Below are 16374 nucleotides of genomic sequence, written 5' to 3'. Positions count from 1 at the left end.
GCGGTTCCACGGATTACGCGCGACAGGCTCAGCGGCGCGCCGGCACCCGCCCCCCGTCCGTCCGGGCCAGCTCCCGGACCGCGATCTTCCACGCCTCGACCACGGCCGAGGCACCTACCCTGGGCTGCAGGGTCCCGGCCAGGTGGGCCCCGGTGAGCAGGTCGATGGTGAACTGCACCAGCATCGGCGCGCGCGGATGGTCCTCCCCCGCCAGGCGCGTGACGTTCCGGTGCACCGTGCGGAAGATGCGTTCCTGGAGAGGGATGAGCGCCCGGCGGAGCTCGGGATCGGTGCGGGAGGCCACCCAGAGCTCGAGGGCGACCGTGAACGGCGGACCCTGCAGCTCCTCCCAGACCAGGTCCACCACGTCGTCCCAGCTCGTGGCCAACGGCACGTCGTCGTACACCACGTCGTCGTCGTACACCACGTCGTCGTCGTACACCACGTCGTCGTCGCACGTCCCGTCGTCAGGGTCCGCGCCGGCGTCGGCACCGGCGTCGGCACCGGCGCGCGCCTGGCTGCCGAGGCCTGTCGAGGTCAGGACGCGGAGTCGGCGCTCGACGATGTCCTCCACGACGCCGGCCATGAGCGAGCCCCTCGTGGGGAAGTGGTGCAGCAGCGTGCCCCGCGCGACCCCCGCGCGGTTCTGCACCTCACCCACGGTCGTCGCGCCGTATCCGCGGTCGAGCAGCGACTCGTAGGCGGCCTCGAGGAGCTTCGAGCGGGTGGCGGCGGACCTCTCCTGCTGCGGACGACGGGGGGCTGCCATGGCCGCGACATTACTCGGGCCACCGCCGTGGCGACTTGCCCCCGAGCCGGTCCGATCGGCATGATGCAGCAAAACAGTCCGACCAGACGGAAAGTGGCATCCATGTCCAAGAAATCGCGGCCCGAGAAGTCGCGCGTGAAGGGCCTCGTCGACACCGGCCGTACCCTGGCCCCCGTCCTGGCCCGGACGGCGATGACGACGCTGGAGGATCTGGCCTCCCGGGTAGTCCCCGGCAACGGATCGACGGCGACCGCCGCGGACGTGACCGTCCCCGCCCCCGAGGGCATCTCCGGTTATGCCCGGCAGGTCGAGGCCGCCCGCGCGATCAGCGCTCCGCCGACCGCGATACTCGACGTGGTCCTGGACACCACCCGGACCCACGAGTGGCTGACCTTCCACTTGTCCTGGCGCGGGGAGCGAGCCGAGCAACTCACCACCGGCGGGGAGTTCGTGCAACAGATGACTCTCATGGACATCCCCGTCCAGGTGCGCTGGATCGTCGAGAAGGCCGACGAGACCGGGTTCGAACTGCGCGGCGCGGGCCCGATGGGCATCACGGTCGGCCTCTGGTGCACTGTCGTGCCCACCGCCGACGGCAGCGCCGTCCGCCTCGACGGCGCCCTGGACGGTCCGCCGGTGCGCGGCCCGGTCGGCATCTCCGCCGTCCGCAGTGTCGAGGCGGCCCTGACCGAGTCGCTCGATGCCCTAACGGGCCTCGTCGACGGCGGTGGCGGGCCCGGGCGCTACGCGGACGAATCCGTCCGCCACGAGCGCACCGGCGAGATGCTCGACCCGTCGACCCCGGTCCTCATCGGCGTGGGCCAGATCGTCCGCCGCGACCCCGATCCGGACACCGCCACCGAACCGGCCGTCATGTCCGTCGAGGCACTGCAGGCCGCCGCCGCCGACACCGGTGCCCAGGGGCCGCTGCTCTCCCGCGCCGATCTGGTCTACGCGGTCCCCAGCGCCTCCTGGACCTACCCCGACCAGGCGGGGTTCGTGGCCGAGGCCGTCGGAGCGGAGTTCGCCGAGACCGTGCAGACCTCCCCCTACGGCGGCGACGGTGCCCAACTGGCCGTCAACGACGCCGCCCAGCGGATCGCGGACCGAGCCGCCCACCTGGCACTGGTCAGCGGCGCCGAGGCCGGGGCCACCGTCGCGGCGCTCCAGTCCCGGGGGCGTGAGCCCCGGTGGACCACCCAGGACCCGGACCGCGGCCCCGACCGGGTGATCGGGGTCGACCGGCCGGCGAACAACGAGGCCGAGACCAGCGTCGGGCTCGGCGCGCCGATCTACGTCTACTCCCTCATCGAGTCCGCTCTGCAGGCAGACTCGGGCGAGACCGCCGAGGCCCACCAGCAGCACATCGGGGACCTGTGGTCGCGCCACAGCGGGATCGCGGCCCAGAACCCGTTCGCGTGGGACCCGACCGCCCGCACCGCCGAGGACATCGCCTACGCGAGCGCGACCAACCGCACCGTGTCCGCCCCGTACACCAAGCTCCTGTGCGCCAACCTCCAGGTGGACCTGGCGGCCGGGGTGATCGTGGCCAGCGTCGCGGCAGCCCAGGCGCTCGGGGTCCCCCAGGACAAGTGGGTGTTCCTGCACGCCGGCGCCTCGGGCACCGACGAATGGTTCGTCTCCGAGCGCGCCGACCTGACCCGCTCCCCCGCGATCGCCGCCGCCGGCGCCGCCGCCTTCGAGCACGCGGGCATCACTGCGGACGACCTCGGCCCCGTCGACCTCTACTCCTGCTTCCCCTCCGCCGTCCAGCTCGGCGCCCGCGCCCTCGGCCTGCCCTGGCAGGACCCGTCGCGGCCCCTCAGCGTGACCGGCGGACTCACCTCGGCCGGCGGACCCGGCAACAACTACGGCCTGCACGCCGTCTCGACGCTCGTGCCGCTGCTGCGTGAGGATCCGGACCAGGTCGGGTTGTCCACCTCACTGGGCTGGTACGCCACCAAGCACTCCCTGGGCATCTACTCCGGCACGCCGCCGAGCCGCCCGTTCGCGCACCTCAAGCCCGCGATCGAACGCCCCGCCCCGCGCCCGGCGCGCACGGAACTCGACGGTCCCGCGGTGATCGAGGCCGTGACCGTCCCCCACGGTCGCGACGGCGGCGCTGAGGGCGTCGTGGTCTCCGCGATCACGCCGGACGGCGCCCGTGTCCTCCTGCGGCGCGAGAGCGCCGACGACATCGCCGCGCTCACCTCCGGTACCCCGCTGCGCCGGACCCTGCGTCTCGACGGCCACCGGGTCGTCGTCGAGGGCGAGCGGCAGGAGCTCCCGGACCCGCCCACGGCCCCGGTCCTCACCCGACGTGACGGTTCGGTCTGGGTGATCACGCTCAACCGCCCCCACGCCAAGAACGCCATCGACCACGCCACCGCGGTCCAACTGGAGCGCGCCGTGGACGACGCCGAGGACGACTCGGGCGTGCGCGCCATCGTTCTCACGGGCAGCGGCGACACCTTCTGCGCGGGCATGGACCTCGCCGGGGCCCACCGCGGGCAGGTACCGGTCACCGACCGCCGCGGCCCGCTGGGCCTGACCGCCGAGCCGCCCACCACGCCCACCGTCGCCGCGGTCGAGGGACCTGCGCTCGCCGGCGGATTCGAGCTCGCGATGTGCGCCGACCTCATCATCGCCGCCGAGAACGCCTCCTTCAGTCTCCCCGAGGTCAAGCGCGGCCTCCTCGCCGCGGCCGGCGGACTGTGGCGGTCGGCCACCCGCCTGCCGCGGCCGGTGGCCCTGGAACTCGCCCTGCTCGGCGACGCCCTCCCCGCCACGAGGTTGGCCGAACTGGGAATGGTGAACACCGTGGTTCCCGAGGGCAGGGCCCTGGAGACGGCGATGGAGACGGCTCGGCGCATCGCCGCCAACGCCCCCCTGTCGGTGAGGGTCGGCAAGCAGATCGTCGACGAGGCACCCACCTGGAGCCCCGAGGAGGCGTTCGGACGTCAGAGCGAGATGGCCAGCCCCGTGGTCCTGTCCGACGACGCCCGCGAGGGCGTGGCCGCGTTCGCCGAGAAGCGCGAACCCCGCTGGACCGGCCGCTAGCCACTCCGAAATTGGCTCAGGCCCGGCTCCCCTGATGGGGAACCGGGCCTGAGTGCGTGGTAGCGGGGACAGGATTTGAACCTGCGACCTCTGGGTTATGAGCCCAGCGAGCTACCGAGCTGCTCCACCCCGCGTCGTTTGCGTCTATGACACTACGTGCCACTCACCGCGGAAGGCAAATCGGTGAACGCAGAACGACCGGAACATGACTCAACTCACACTGCGACTCCCATTCATGCAGGTCAACTCAGTTCCCGAGTGCCTGGTAGGCGTCGACGGCCTCCTGCAGATCCTCCAGGGCCCGACCCAGTGAGGACAGGTCCCCGCCCTGGGCCGAGCGGACCGCGTTCAGCGCCTGGTTGATGTTCCGCACGGCTGCAGCCCTCGCGGCTTCGTCCGTCCCCCCGGTGGCCGGGGCCGCCGGGCGCGGAGCGGTGGCAGCGGTGGGAGACGCGGCGTCCTCCGCCTCGGCTTCCGCCTCGCCGCTCTCGTCGATCCGCACGACATCCGGGTCTGCCTCGATGCCCACCTGGCGCAGCGCTTCGTACAGCGTCGGCGCATAGCCCACCGCACGGTCGTAGCTGACCATCACGCGGAGCAACCTGGGGAACGCCGAATCCTGGTCCTTGCGCTGCGTGTAGATGGGCTCCACGTACAGGACGGAGTCGTCCGCCAGCGGCAACGCGAGCAGGTTGCCCTCGGTGATCTCGGCCGTCTCGCCCCACAGTCGGCGGTCCTCGGCGATCGCCGGCGAGGCGATCATGATGTCCTGCGCCTGGTTGGGTCCCTGCGCCAGGGGTTCGGTGGGCCGCTGCACCCGGACCGTGATGTCGCCGTAGGTGTCCGGGTCCGAGCTCGCCGACATGTGCGCCGCGAGGAACTCGCGCTCGTACCCGCGGAACGCGGAGATGAGCTGGAAGGAGGGTTCGTCCGACTCGGGGTCTGTCGGATCGGAGACCACCACGTAGTACGGCGGCTGACTCGGCCCCTCCACCGGACCGGCGTTCGCCGCCTGGGCACCCGCTGGTCCACCGGCCGGCCCGCCCGGGGGCGGGGTCGGGTTCTGGATCGACGAGGTCACCGTGGGATCGGACGGCACCGACCAGAAGGCGTCGTTGGTGAAGAACTGCCCCGGGTCGTCGACCTGGTACCGGGCCAGCAGCTCACGCTGGACCTTGAACAGGTCCTCCGGGTACCGGAGATGCTGTTCGAGCTCCTCCGAGATGGCGTCCCTGGGCTGCACGATCCCGGGCAGTGCCTTCATCCAGGTCTGCAACACCGGGTCCGACTCGTCGAACGCGTAGAGGTCCACCGTGCCGTCGTACGCGTCGACCGTGGCCTTGACGGAGTTGCGGATGTACGAGACCTTCTCGTCCGGCAGGACCCGGCCGCCCGCCTCGTTGGTCGAGTCGGCCGTCATGGCCTCCAGGGAACTCAGTTCGGCGTACGGGTACGTCTTGAGAGTGGTGTAGCCGTCGACGATCCACTTGATCCGGCCGTCGATCACGGCCGGGTACGTGTTGGTATCGGTCGTCAGCCACGGCGCGACCTTCTGGACACGGTCCCGGGGATCGCGGTCGTAGATGATCTTGGAGTCCGAGCCGATCAGGCTGGACAGCAGGATGTTGCGCTCGGCGAACCTCAGCGCGTACGCCGTGCGGTTGAGCCAGTTGCCGATCGGGACGCCGCCCTCTCCGGTGTAGGTGTACTGCTCGGTGTCCGTGTCGTACTCGCGGGGACCCTCACCGTTGTCGCCGACGATCGCGTAGTCGGGGTCGGCCTGGGCGATGAGCGGACCGAAGTATGTCCGCGGCTGGGTCACCGGGATCACCATCTCCTGGCCGCTGTTGATGGCCTCGAGGTCCGAGATCTGGAAGTTCGGCAGGCCGCCGCGGTCCGAGCCCGCGTCGTCGGCGATCTCGTTGACCCGGTTGGCGGGCGCGGAGACGAACCCGTTGCCGTGCGTGTAGACGGTGTGCCGGTTGATCCAGTCTCGCTGATTGGCCTGCAGGGACTCCGGGTTGAGCTCGCGCGCGGCCACGAGGTAGTCCCGCATCTCACCGTCGATGGTGTAGCGGTCGATCCCCAGCGTCTCGGGGAAACCGTAGAAGTTGCGCAGCTGGTGAAGCTGGGTGAAGGTCGGCGAGAGCACGTTCGGGTCGAGCACACGGACGTTGGACAACGTCGTGACGTCCGACCCCGCCTCCCGTGGGTTCGGATCCGCCGAGCCCCAGCCCTCGATGTAGGTCACCCGGTCGTCACCGATGTCGTACGCGGCTCGCGTGGCCTCGATGTTGCGGGCGATGTACTCCCGTTCCTTCTCGGCGCGGTTGGGGTTGACCGAGAACTGCTCGACCGCCAGCGGCCAGACCGACCCCACCACGAGCGCGGAGAACAGCAGGAGCACTGTGGCGAGCGCCGGGATGCGCAGATCCCTGATCACGATCGCGGAGAAGAAGGCGATCGCACAGACGATGGCCACGGAGAACATGAAGATCTTGGCCGGGATCAGGGCGTTGACGTCGGTGTGTCCGGCACCGGTGAACGTCGCGTTCTCGCGGAAGAGCAGCTCGTACCGGTCGAGCCAGTACGCCGCCGCCTTGAGCAGGATGAATAGTCCCGCGAGACTGACCAGCTGGATCCGCGCGGCGCGGGTCAACGCCCCTTCGCGCGCACCGGGCCGGAGCCCACCGAACAGATAATGCGTGACGAGATTGGCGAGGAACGCCAGGACCACGGCCACCATGAGCCAGGTGACGAGCGACCGCCACAGGGGCAGCTCGAAGGCGTAGAAGGAGATGTCGATCCCGAACTGGGCATCGGTCTGCCCGAACGGGGTGGAATTGAAGAACGCGAGCACCTGCTGCCAGCCCGTCTGTGCCACGGAACCGGCGAGCAGGCCGAGCGCGACGGGGACCCAGAGCACCGTCTTACCCGGTGAGTCGCCGAGCGCGGCCCGATACCTCGCCAGCGCGTCCGGCATCCCCGGTTGCGCCAAGAAGACGGGCCGGTACCGGTACGCCAGCAGGATGCCCGCGGCGACCGCGAGCCCCACGAGCAGGGCGACCACCGCGAAGAGACCGATCCGCGTGAGCAACTCCGTCCTCATGACGGAGGTGGCGTCGACCGAGGCGAACCACAGCCAGTTGGTGTACGTGGAGTTGATCCTCGGTAGCACCTGGATCAGGACGATGAGGATGACGATTGAGATGGCGACGGCTCGGCCGCGACGTGAGATCGCGATCGGCCGACCGGGATTACCGGGCGGGCGGACGGACACCGGGGAAGCTCCTGGACTGCTGGGGCGGACATGCTCGTGGAATCCACCTTACGGAAAAGCCCCGGCTCACCCGCAGGTCGGTGGCTGCCCCCCGGAAACGGCCTCCCCCAGCGCCTCCATCGCGCCCCGGAGGGTGTCCACCTCGATCAGGCGGATCCCTCCCGGTGGGTCCTGCACGGCCTCCGCACAGTTTGCGGACGGGACCAGGAACTCCGTGGCCCCCGCCTCCCGTGCGGCCCGGATCTTGTGGGTGATCCCGCCGATCGGGCCGACGGTGCCGTCGGGCCGGATGGTGCCCGATCCCGCGACCTCCGCGCCGCCGGTCAACTCCCCCGGTGACAACTTGTCCACGATCGCGACCGCCAACACCAGCCCCGCCGAGGGTCCGCCCACGTTGGGGTCGATGTTGATGTCGACGTCGGTCCCGTCCGCCGGGGTGTCACCGACGAGGATGCCCAGGCGACCCTGATCGGGATCGCCGTCCGGTCCGGCGGGCTGCAACGTCGTCGTCGTCGTCTCCTCACGCCCGTCCCTGGTGAACCCGATCGAGACCTCCTCGCCCGGCCGCCGGGCGCTGACCTGCTCGACCACCGCGGTGGCGTCGGAGACCCGCTCGCCGTCGATCGAGGTCAGGACGTCACCCTCACGGAGGCGGCCGGCGGCCGCGCCCTCGGGGTCCACGCCCTCGACCCTGGGCTGCATCGGGATCCCCAGATACCTGTAGGCGGCGGCCTCGGCGGAGTTCTCCGAACCCATCATCTCGGCGGCGTTGCTCTCCCTGACCTCGTCCCGGGACCGTTCCGGGGGGAAGACCTGGTCACGGGGAACCACCACCTGTACCGGGTCCAGCCAGAACCTCGTGGCCTCGAGCAGGGTGAGGTTGTCGCGAACCGCGACCGTGGTCATCCGCAGCGCACCGGAGGTCTCGTCCGCCTCCCGGCCGCTGACCTCGATGATGGGGACCGTCTCCACCCCGTCCTCGCCCTCGACCCGGACCTCGCCGAACGTGTCGTAGGTGGGCCCGGGGCCCATGGCCACGAGCGGAACCGTCGCGGAGGTGGCCAGGACGAGCAGCAGCACCGCCGGGACCAGAGCGGCGAGGAGGGTCAGCAGTCGGCGACTCACGGAGGCAAGGGTAGTCCGCGAGCCGATACCGCGACGTCGGGCCCGGACCTGCGCACCCGAGGGGCTGTACCGTTGTGGCATGAACCAGCCCTTCGGTTTCTCCGCTTCCGATGACGACGGTCGCGACGACGACCGGAGCCGCGACCCGGGCGGCCCCGGCGGTTTCGACCCCTCCCAGTTCGGCCAGTTCGGCCAGATGCTCTCCCAGTTCGGCCAGATGCTCGGCTCGATGGGATCGGCGATGAGCGGACCCGGCACCTCGGGTCCGGTCAACTACCAGCTCGCCCGCACCGTGGCCCTGCAGGCCCTCGGGCGCACCCCGGTCGTGACCGAGGCCTCCCGGACCGCCGCGCAGGAGTCGATCCGCCTCGCGGAGCTGTGGCTGGACGAGACCACCGTGTTCCCCTCCGGCGTCCACCGGACCGAGGTCTGGACGCCCCAGCAGTGGGTCGAACAGTCCCTCCCCACCTGGGAGAAGATCTGCACCCCGGTCGCCGAACAGATGAACTCGGCCACCAAGGGGGCGATGCCGGAGGAGGCGCGCCAGCTCGCCGGACCGCTGCTGGGAATGCTCGACCAGATGGGTGGCATGGGCTTCGGGATGCAGCTCGGTCAGGGACTGGGCAAGCTCGCCCCGGCCGTGCTCTTCTCCTCCGAGGTGGGTCTGCCCTTCGCGGACGACGGGGTGAGCGCCCTGTGTCCGACCGCGATCGACGCGTTCGCCGAGGAACTCGACCTCCCCCGCCAGGAGGTGCTGGTGTTCCTGGCCGCGCGGGAGGCCGCCCACATCCGGTTGTTCGCGGGTGCGCCCTGGCTCCGGGCGAGGGTCCTGGCCACCGTCGAGGAGTACGCCCGCGGGATCCGGGTCGACACCTCGGGCCTCGACGACCTCGCCTCCGGTCTCGACCCGTCCATCCTCCAGGACCCCGCCAAGCTCCAGAAGCTGCTGTCCGGCGGGGCCGGTGCCATCGGACCCAAGGTCACCAATGTCAACGAGGCGGCGCTCGGCCGCCTCGAGACGCTGCTCGCCCTTGTCGAGGGCTGGGTCGACGCGGTCGTCACCACCGCGGTCGGCGATCGCCTGCCCAGCGCCGACAAGCTGCGCGAGATGTGGCTGCGCCGCCGCGCAACCGGTGGGGCGGCGGAGCAGGCCTTCGCCGGTCTCGTCGGTCTGGAACTGCGCCCGCGCAAGGCGCGCGAGGCCTCGGAGCTGTGGCGCCGGGTCTCCGAGGCGGTCGGCACGGACCGTCGGGACGGCCTGTGGAGCCATCCGGACCTGCTCCCCGTGGGCGAGGACCTCGAGAACCCGGCCGCGGTGATCGACCGGCTCCTCGACGAGACCACCGGGGATCAGTCCGGGGTCGACGAGATCGAGAAGTTCCTCCGCGAGTCCGGGGGCGGGGCCGGCGGCGGATCCGGCGGCGAGGCGGACGGACCCGCGCGGGACTCCTGACCCGCGGGGTCGCCTGAGGTCAGGGGCCGTCTGAGGTCAGGGGCCGTCTGAGGTCAGGGGCCGTCGTCCTGCACGAGGTCCCCCACTCCCTCGCCGCCATCGGCGGCTCCGCCGGGTCCCCGCCCGAGGGTCCTGGAGTGGGCCTCCAGGAAGCCCATGGCGCGCTCGGTCCGCGGATAGTGTCGCACCACCTCCCAGAAATCCTTGGTGTGGCCGCCGGGCACCACGAGGTGGGCGAGTTCATGGACGACGACGTAGTCCAGCACGTACGCGGGGACCTCCCGCAACGCCTCGCTGACCCTGATCTCCCCCGACGCGGGGGAGCACGAGGCCCACCGGGTGGTCATCGCGGGCACCCACCGGATCGACGCCGGTCGCGCGCGTCCCTCCATCCACCTGTCCGACAACGAGATCGCACGTCGCATCAGGTCCTCATCGGACGCCTTGACCCCCGACCGCCCGGCGGAACGACGCAGTCGCGACAGCATGTCGGCGACGAGCCGGCGTTCCTCGGCCCGGGGCAGCCCGGCCGGCATGAGCACGACCACGGCCCCGCCCTCCACTCGTGCGGAGACCGTCCTTGTGCGGCGACGCGACCGCCGCACCTCGATCCTGGGGTCATCGGGGCTGGTGGGTAGCCCGTCGGCGGGTACCGAACCCTGATCGACGTCGGCTTCCGGGTGGGGCGTGGGTGACACGCCGACCACGGTAGACGACCGGTGACCGTTCGGTTCTCCACAGGTCGCACCGGGTGCGCGGGGCCTGTGGACAACCCGCCGACGAGCGTCCCCGCGACGACCGCGCACGTGCCACGATGAGCCCGTGTCATCAGCGACCCGCTCCGGTGTGCGTCCACCCCACGCCGATGTTCTCCCATCCCCTTCCGGTGCGCCCACGTCCCCAGACACACCCGCGTCCCCACACACGGCAACGTCCCCACACACGGCGATCGGACCCACCCGGCGGGATCAGGTCCGGGCCGTCCTACGGGCCGGGACCGTCGTGGTGGTGCGCGACCACGACTCGGTTCAGGTGGGCCTCGCGCCGGACCGCGCGGTCGTGGTGGCCGCCCCCGGGTCGTGCGGACCGCGGGGTCTGGCGGCACTGCTCCTCGAGCTCGAAGGCGAGTCCGACCTCGACGACGCCGCCGCCCGGGCCGGGGTCGACGCCACTGATCTCCCCGCCGTCGCGGGGATCCTCGTGCGCCTGGCCGAGCTCGGCCACGTCCGGCTCCTCGGCCCGCACGCCGCCGCCCCCGACTCCGTGCCGACCCCGCGGCCGCCCGCCATCCGGCAGGTCCACATCCTCGGCAGGGGGCAGGTGTCGGAGGTACTGCGCGGACCGCTGTCGGTCAACGGATGCCGGGTCACGACCAGCTCCGACCCCGGTCTGGCCTTCGACCCCGACCGGCCGCCCTGGCACCGGCGCGGTCCGGTACCGGACCTGGTGATCCTGACCGGTTCCGTCGCGGCGGATCCCGTGGTGGTCTCCGCACTCACCCGGTCCGGCCAGCCCCATCTCCACGTGCACACCCGCGACGGACGAGTGGTGGTGGGCCCCACCGTCATCCCCGGGCTCACCCCGTGCCTCCGCTGCGTCGACCTGTTCCGTGCCGCGCGTGACCCGCGGTGGCCGTACGTGGCGGCCCAGCTGGTGGGCCGGTCCCCCGCTGCCGGCGTGCCCGCGCTCACCGCGGCCGCGGCACTCGTCCTGGCCGAGGTCGCCGCCACTCGTGAGTCGGACCACCCCCTCCAGACCGTCGGCGCATCCGTCGAGATCAACCCTGCCGAAGGGCTGTGGAGGAGACTCGAGTGGCCGGCCTCCGAGCGCTGCACCTGCGGCGCGGCGACACAGGGGCATCCTCTGTCATGATTGGAGGCGTGTCCGAACTCCCCCGTACCTCATCCCGCCGAGCAGCACGCCTCGCAGGCCTGCCCCTGGGAATCGCCGGACGAGCCGCGGGGTCCCTGGGCCGTCGTGCACTGGGCAGAAGCGATGGTGGGTTGACCGAGGAGCTCGCCGACCAGGCGGCCGACCAGGTCTTCGCCGTGCTCGGAGAGCTCAAGGGCGGGGCCATGAAGGTGGGCCAGGCCCTCAGCGTGTTCGAGGCCGGGATGCCCGACAAGTACGCCGGTCCGTTCCGCGAGGCGCTCACCAAACTCCAGGCGGAGGCGCCACCCCTTCCCCCCGCCGAGGTGGAGAGGGTCCTCGACACCCAGCTCGGACTGCGGTGGCGGGAGCGGTTCGCGGAGTTCAACACCTCCGCGGCCGCCGCGGCCTCGATCGGCCAGGTTCACCGCGCGGTCTGGTCGGACGGCCGGGAGGTGGCGGTCAAGGTGCAGTACCCCGGGGCCGACGAGGCGTTGCGATCGGATCTGCGTCAACTCCGACGACTCGCCCCACTTCTGCGGCCCCTCACCCCCGGCACCGACGTCAAGGGGATCATCGATGAGTTGTACGACAGCGCCGTGGCCGAACTCGACTACCGGGGCGAGGCCGACACGCAGCGGGTGTTCGCCGCCGCGTTCCGCGACGATCCGCAGATCCACGTGCCCGCCGTGCTGGCGTCGGCGCCAAAGGTCCTGGTGACCGAGTGGGCGGAGGGCCGCACGCTCGGCCGGATCGCCGCGGGCGGCACGCAGGACGAGCGGAACCGGGCCGGAGAGCTGTTGGCGGAATTCCAGTTCTGCTCCCCCACCCGCGCCCGGATGATGCACGGGGATCCGCACCCCGGTAACTTCCTGCTCGCCGACGACGGACGGATGGTGGTGTTGGACTTCGGTGCGTCGCTGCCCCTGCCGGAAGGCATGCCCGCGGCGCTGACCTCGATGATGCGGCTCGCGCTGGCCGGGCAGGCCGAGGAGTTGGTCGCCTTGATGGCACGGTCCGGGTACGTGGGCCGGGGCGGCGTGGACCCCGCGGACGCGATGTCCTTCCTCGACCCCTTCATCGCACCGATGCGCACTGCCGAGTTCCACTTCGACCGCGAGTGGTTGCAGGGCATCATGGCCGTCTACGGGGACGTCTCCGGCCGGGAGTTCCGGACGTCGCGGTCGTTCACACTGCCCCGCGACTACGTCCTGATCCACCGCGTGCTCTCGGCGTCGGTCGGCATGTTGTGCCAACTCGAGGCCACCGCGCCCTACCGGGAGATCGTCCACCGCTGGATGCCGGAGATCTTTCCCGACGAGGAGTGACCCGCACCGGATCGCCCCGGATCACCCCTCGCGCACCAGCCGCAGGACCTCGTCGCCGTATTCGCCGAGTTTGTGTGCCCCGATCCCGCCGATGCGCCCCAACGATCTCGTGTCCGCGGGACGCTCGCGAGCGATCTGCACGAGCGTGTCGTTGGTGAACACCGTGTACGCCGGCTTGCCGATGCGTTCCGACGTCTCCCTCCGCCAGTCCCGCAGCCGCTCGAACAACCCGGTGTCGACCTCGACCGAGCAGTCCGGACACGATCCCAGCGCCCGGTGCATCGGCCCGGTGAGCCGCTCCCCGCAGCCACGACAGCGCCCCTTGTCCGCCGAGTCGGTCGCCTGACGGGTCCCGGCGGGTGCCGGGGCCGGGCGCACCGGGTCGAGGAACCGGCTGGGGCGGCGCGTGGCGCGGCCACCGGCCCGGCGGCTGCGACTCCACGAGACGGACAGGTGCTCCCGCGCCCGGGTGACACCCACGTACAACAACCGCCTCTCCTCCTCGATGGCGTCCGGCCCGGCCTTGATGGCGTGGCTGATGGGCAGACTGCCCTCGTGCACCCCGAGGAGGAACACGGCATCCCACTCGAGCCCCTTGGCGGCGTGGAACGACGCCAGGGTGACCCCGCGCTCGTCCGGTGCGTGGCGCGCGGCCGCGCGGGCGCGAAGTCCCGCGACCACCGGCAGGAGCCCGGGGCGGTCCGCGGTGGTGGCGATCTCCTCCACCAGTCCCATCAACGCGGTGAGTGACTCCCACTTCTCCCTGGCCTGGGCGCCCGACGGCTCGGCTGCCGTGAGACCCAACGGTTCCAGAGCCGCCCGGATCACCCGGACGACGTCGGTGGGATCGGTGAGCGTGGAGTGCTCCCCGGCCGCCACCGCGTCCGAGCCGTCGACCAGCGTGTCGATCGTCGCCATCGCACGCCTGATCACCGTCCTCTCGAAGAAGCCCTCTCCCCCCTTGAGCCGGTAGCCGATCCCCACCTCGTCCAGCGCGGCCTCGATGCGCTCGGACTGCGCGTTGACCCGGTAGAGCACCGCGACCTCCGAGGGGTCGAGCCCACCGTGGACCAGGTCGGCGATCGCGCCCGCCACGGCCTCCGCCTCCGCGTCCTCGTCCGGGTACTCGGTGAGCACGGGCTCGGGTCCTGCCGGGCGCATCCCCCGGAGGGTGAGCCCGGCCGCCCGGAATCGTCCGGCGCCGGACCCGATCACCGCGTTGGCCAGCTCGACGACCTGCGGCGTGGACCTGTAGTCCGACTCCAAACGCACGACGGTCGCCTCCGGGTAGCGCTCTGCGAACCCGAGCAGGTAGTCCGGGTCCGCGCCCGCGAAGGAGTAGATGGTCTGGTTGACGTCACCCACCACGGTGAGGTCGTCGCGCCGGCCGAGCCAGGCCGACAGCAGGCGCTGCTGTGCGGGGGTGACGTCCTGGAACTCGTCCACCACGAAGCACCGGTAGCGGTCCCGGAACTCCTCGGCGATCGCCGGGACCTCCTCCACGAGGTCCGCCATGTGCCCCAGCAGGTCGTCGAAGTCGAGCATGCGGACCGGGCCCGACACCTTGAGGTCCTCGTAGGCGCGGAACGCCCGCGCCACCTCCGGGGCGGGGGCCGGGAGGTCACGCCCGAGCGCGATCGCACGCTCGGCGTAGGTGTCGGGGGTGAGCAGACTGGACTTGGCCCAGCCGATCTCGGTGAGGACGTCGCGGATCGTCTCCGTCGAGGGATCCAACCCCACCCGGCGGACGGCCTGGGCGACCGCCCGGAACTGCCCGTCGAGCAGCTGCCAGGGCTCCTCACCGTAGACCCGGGGCCAGAAGTAGGAGAGGTTGCGCAGGGCCGCCGAGTGGAAGGTCCGCGCCTGGACCGGGCCCGTCCCGGCCTCCGCGACCCCCAGCCCGGCGAGCCGCATGCGCAGTTCGCCCGCCGCCCGGGCGGTGAACGTGACGGCGAGGACCTGGTCCCCCCGGACGTGGCCGGTGGTCACCAGGTGGGCGATGCGCCGGGTGATGGTGCGCGTCTTTCCGGTGCCCGCGCCGGCGAGGATGCAGACGGGGCCACGCGGGGCCAGGACGGCCCGCCGCTGCTGGGGGTCCAGTCCGTCGAGGGCCGACTCCCGGACACGTCGCACGTCTTCCACGCCCCCATGGTGGCATCCTGCCCCGACACGGGTGCCCCGGGCCCGCCCCGGGAAGATTCCGCCATCGTGGGACGTTGGACCCGGTCATGAGCGAACTGAGGAACGACAGCGATCTCACGACCGACGGCGTGGAGGCCCTGACCCTCTACACCACCTCCTGGTGCCCCTTCTGCACCCGGCTCAAGAAGCTGCTGGACGAGAAGGCGATCGGGTACGTCGAGATCGACGTCGACGCCGACGCCGAGGCCGCGGCGTTCGTGGAGAGCGTCAACGGGGGCAACCGCGTCGTCCCGACCGCCCTGTACTCGGACGGCACCACCGCCACCAATCCCCCGGCCTCGCAGGTCAGGGCCAAGCTCGCCGAGCTCGCGGACGCCTGACCCGCCGGACGTCTCACCCGCCGTCCACCGCCGCCACCCACGACCGGAGCATCACGTGGGCGATCGACACCGGCGGCGCCACCCGCAGCGCGCCCCGGCCGTCGAGCGCGGCGCGGACCTCGTCGACGTCGAACCAGGCGGCTTCACTGATCTCCTCGTCCTCGAGGACGATCGGCGCGTCCGGGTCGCCGATGGCGTGGAAACCCACCATCAGCGAGCGCGGGAACGGCCAGGGCTGACTGCCGAGGTAGCGGACGCGGTCCACGGCCACGCCGACCTCCTCCTGCACCTCGCGGACCACGCACCCCTCCAGCGACTCCCCCGCCTCCACGAATCCCGCGACGTGGGAGTACATCCCCGTCGGCCAGACCGGCTGGCGGGCGAGGAGTACCCGACGGCCCCCGTCGTGGACCAGGCAGATCACGGCCGGGTCCGTGCGGGGGTATTCGGGTCCGCCGTGGAAGGGGTCCTCGATCGCCCAGCCCGCGTCCACCCGGCGCGGATGGTGCTGCGGCTGCCGGCCCCGCACGGTGTCCCGGTGCCACCCGAGGAGCGCGAGGGCCTGCGATGCCAGCGCCCCGTCCCCGTCCACGAGGTCCGCTCCGGTCGACCGGAGGGTCGCCACCGACGGATCGTCGGGGAGCTCCTCCACCGGCATCGCCCAGAGGTGACGGCCCTCGTCCGTGAGCCCGAGGAACACCGCGGTCTCGGGCATCTGATCCGCGTGGTCCGTTGCGGACTCCACACGGAGGCGTCGACGGCCGCCCGCCACGGGATCGGTGGCGAACCGGTTGCGGCGGTCGATCCGCACCACCCGCGCGGTGGCCCACCCCCGCGCCAGGCCGTCGGCATCCTGGCGCAGAGGCGCGGCCCGGTCGGGGGCGGCGACGGACAGGACGGGGTCGGAATCGAGGCTGAAGTCCATCGGCATTGTCGGGGTCCTTCTCGCGGATCGTGGGAGGCGGTCA

At 71.7% G+C, this 16374-nt stretch carries 11 protein-coding genes and 1 tRNA gene; 5 read left to right on the top strand and 7 right to left on the bottom strand.

Annotated features, from left to right (window positions below):
• Nucleotides 1-28: 28 nt before the first annotated feature.
• A complete protein-coding gene (locus CEY15_RS18830; protein ID WP_141244269.1) occupies nt 29-769 on the bottom strand; it encodes a helix-turn-helix domain-containing protein in 741 nt (246 codons plus the stop codon).
• 102 nt (nt 770-871) lie between these two features.
• Between CEY15_RS18830 and CEY15_RS13920 the strand changes: the two genes are divergently transcribed.
• Nucleotides 872-3829, top strand: coding sequence for a type II toxin-antitoxin system Rv0910 family toxin (locus tag CEY15_RS13920; RefSeq protein WP_176475124.1), 2958 nt, complete (start codon nt 872-874; stop codon nt 3827-3829).
• A gap of 57 nt (nt 3830-3886) precedes the next feature.
• Here CEY15_RS13920 and CEY15_RS13915 read toward each other — a convergent pair.
• The 3 genes from CEY15_RS13915 to CEY15_RS13905 form a co-directional block, all read right to left on the bottom strand.
• A tRNA-Met gene (locus tag CEY15_RS13915) sits at nt 3887-3963 on the bottom strand.
• Between the two features lie 113 nt (nt 3964-4076).
• Entirely contained in the window at nt 4077-7109 is a 3033-nt protein-coding gene (locus CEY15_RS13910; RefSeq protein ID WP_176475123.1) for a UPF0182 family protein, read from the bottom strand.
• Nucleotides 7110-7175: 66 nt separating this feature from the next.
• Complete coding sequence (locus tag CEY15_RS13905) at nt 7176-8234, bottom strand: YlbL family protein (protein WP_095718950.1); 1059 nt, start codon at nt 8232-8234, stop codon at nt 7176-7178.
• Between the two features lie 79 nt (nt 8235-8313).
• Here CEY15_RS13905 and CEY15_RS13900 point away from each other — a divergent pair, with 79 nt between their 5' ends.
• Nucleotides 8314-9687, top strand: a complete 1374-nt coding sequence (locus CEY15_RS13900) for a zinc-dependent metalloprotease (RefSeq protein WP_095718949.1) — start codon at nt 8314-8316, stop codon at nt 9685-9687.
• 53 nt (nt 9688-9740) lie between these two features.
• Here CEY15_RS13900 and CEY15_RS13895 read toward each other — a convergent pair whose 3' ends face one another.
• Entirely contained in the window at nt 9741-10385 is a 645-nt protein-coding gene (locus tag CEY15_RS13895; RefSeq protein ID WP_238556274.1) for a M48 metallopeptidase family protein, read from the bottom strand.
• A 310-nt stretch (nt 10386-10695) separates the two neighbouring features.
• Here CEY15_RS13895 and CEY15_RS13890 point away from each other — a divergent pair, with 310 nt between their 5' ends.
• Both CEY15_RS13890 and CEY15_RS13885 read left to right on the top strand, forming a co-directional pair.
• Entirely contained in the window at nt 10696-11559 is an 864-nt protein-coding gene (locus CEY15_RS13890; protein ID WP_245847624.1) for a hypothetical protein, read from the top strand.
• An 8-nt stretch (nt 11560-11567) separates the two neighbouring features.
• The gene (locus CEY15_RS13885; protein ID WP_095718947.1) at nt 11568-12884 is read left to right on the top strand and encodes an ABC1 kinase family protein; all 1317 of its coding nucleotides are present in this window, start codon (nt 11568-11570) and stop codon (nt 12882-12884) included.
• A 21-nt stretch (nt 12885-12905) separates the two neighbouring features.
• Here CEY15_RS13885 and CEY15_RS13880 read toward each other — a convergent pair whose 3' ends face one another.
• Nucleotides 12906-15026, bottom strand: coding sequence for an ATP-dependent DNA helicase UvrD2 (locus CEY15_RS13880; protein ID WP_095718946.1), 2121 nt, complete (start codon nt 15024-15026; stop codon nt 12906-12908).
• Between the two features lie 86 nt (nt 15027-15112).
• Here CEY15_RS13880 and CEY15_RS13875 point away from each other — a divergent pair, with 86 nt between their 5' ends.
• Nucleotides 15113-15406: a mycoredoxin gene (locus CEY15_RS13875; protein WP_095718945.1), complete on the top strand. Its 294-nt coding sequence runs from the start codon at nt 15113-15115 to the stop codon at nt 15404-15406.
• A 13-nt stretch (nt 15407-15419) separates the two neighbouring features.
• Here CEY15_RS13875 and nudC read toward each other — a convergent pair whose 3' ends face one another.
• On the bottom strand, nt 15420-16337 hold the full coding sequence (gene nudC / locus CEY15_RS13870) for an NAD(+) diphosphatase (RefSeq protein WP_017836599.1): 918 nt from the start codon (nt 16335-16337) through the stop codon (nt 15420-15422).
• Nucleotides 16338-16374 lie beyond the last annotated feature (37 nt).

The sequence above is a fragment of the Dietzia natronolimnaea genome (assembly GCF_002289575.1).
GTDB classification, from domain to species: Bacteria; Actinomycetota; Actinomycetes; order Mycobacteriales; family Mycobacteriaceae; genus Dietzia; species Dietzia natronolimnaea_A.
The sequence above is the reverse complement of the archived record's forward strand: the minus strand, read 5'-3'. Positions and strand labels throughout refer to the sequence as shown.

What these genes read in the sequence shown, in the direction of transcription:
- CEY15_RS13920 (WP_176475124.1), top strand. Translation starts at nt 872, where the DNA reads ATGTCCAAGAAATCGCGGCCCGAGAAGTCGCGCGTGAAGGGCCTCGTC.
- CEY15_RS13900 (WP_095718949.1), top strand. Translation starts at nt 8,314, where the DNA reads ATGAACCAGCCCTTCGGTTTCTCCGCTTCCGATGACGACGGTCGCGAC.
- CEY15_RS18830 (WP_141244269.1), bottom strand. Translation starts at nt 769, where the DNA reads ATGGCAGCCCCCCGTCGTCCGCAGCAGGAGAGGTCCGCCGCCACCCGC.
- CEY15_RS13875 (WP_095718945.1), top strand. Translation starts at nt 15,113, where the DNA reads ATGAGCGAACTGAGGAACGACAGCGATCTCACGACCGACGGCGTGGAG.
- nudC (WP_017836599.1), bottom strand. Translation starts at nt 16,337, where the DNA reads ATGCCGATGGACTTCAGCCTCGATTCCGACCCCGTCCTGTCCGTCGCC.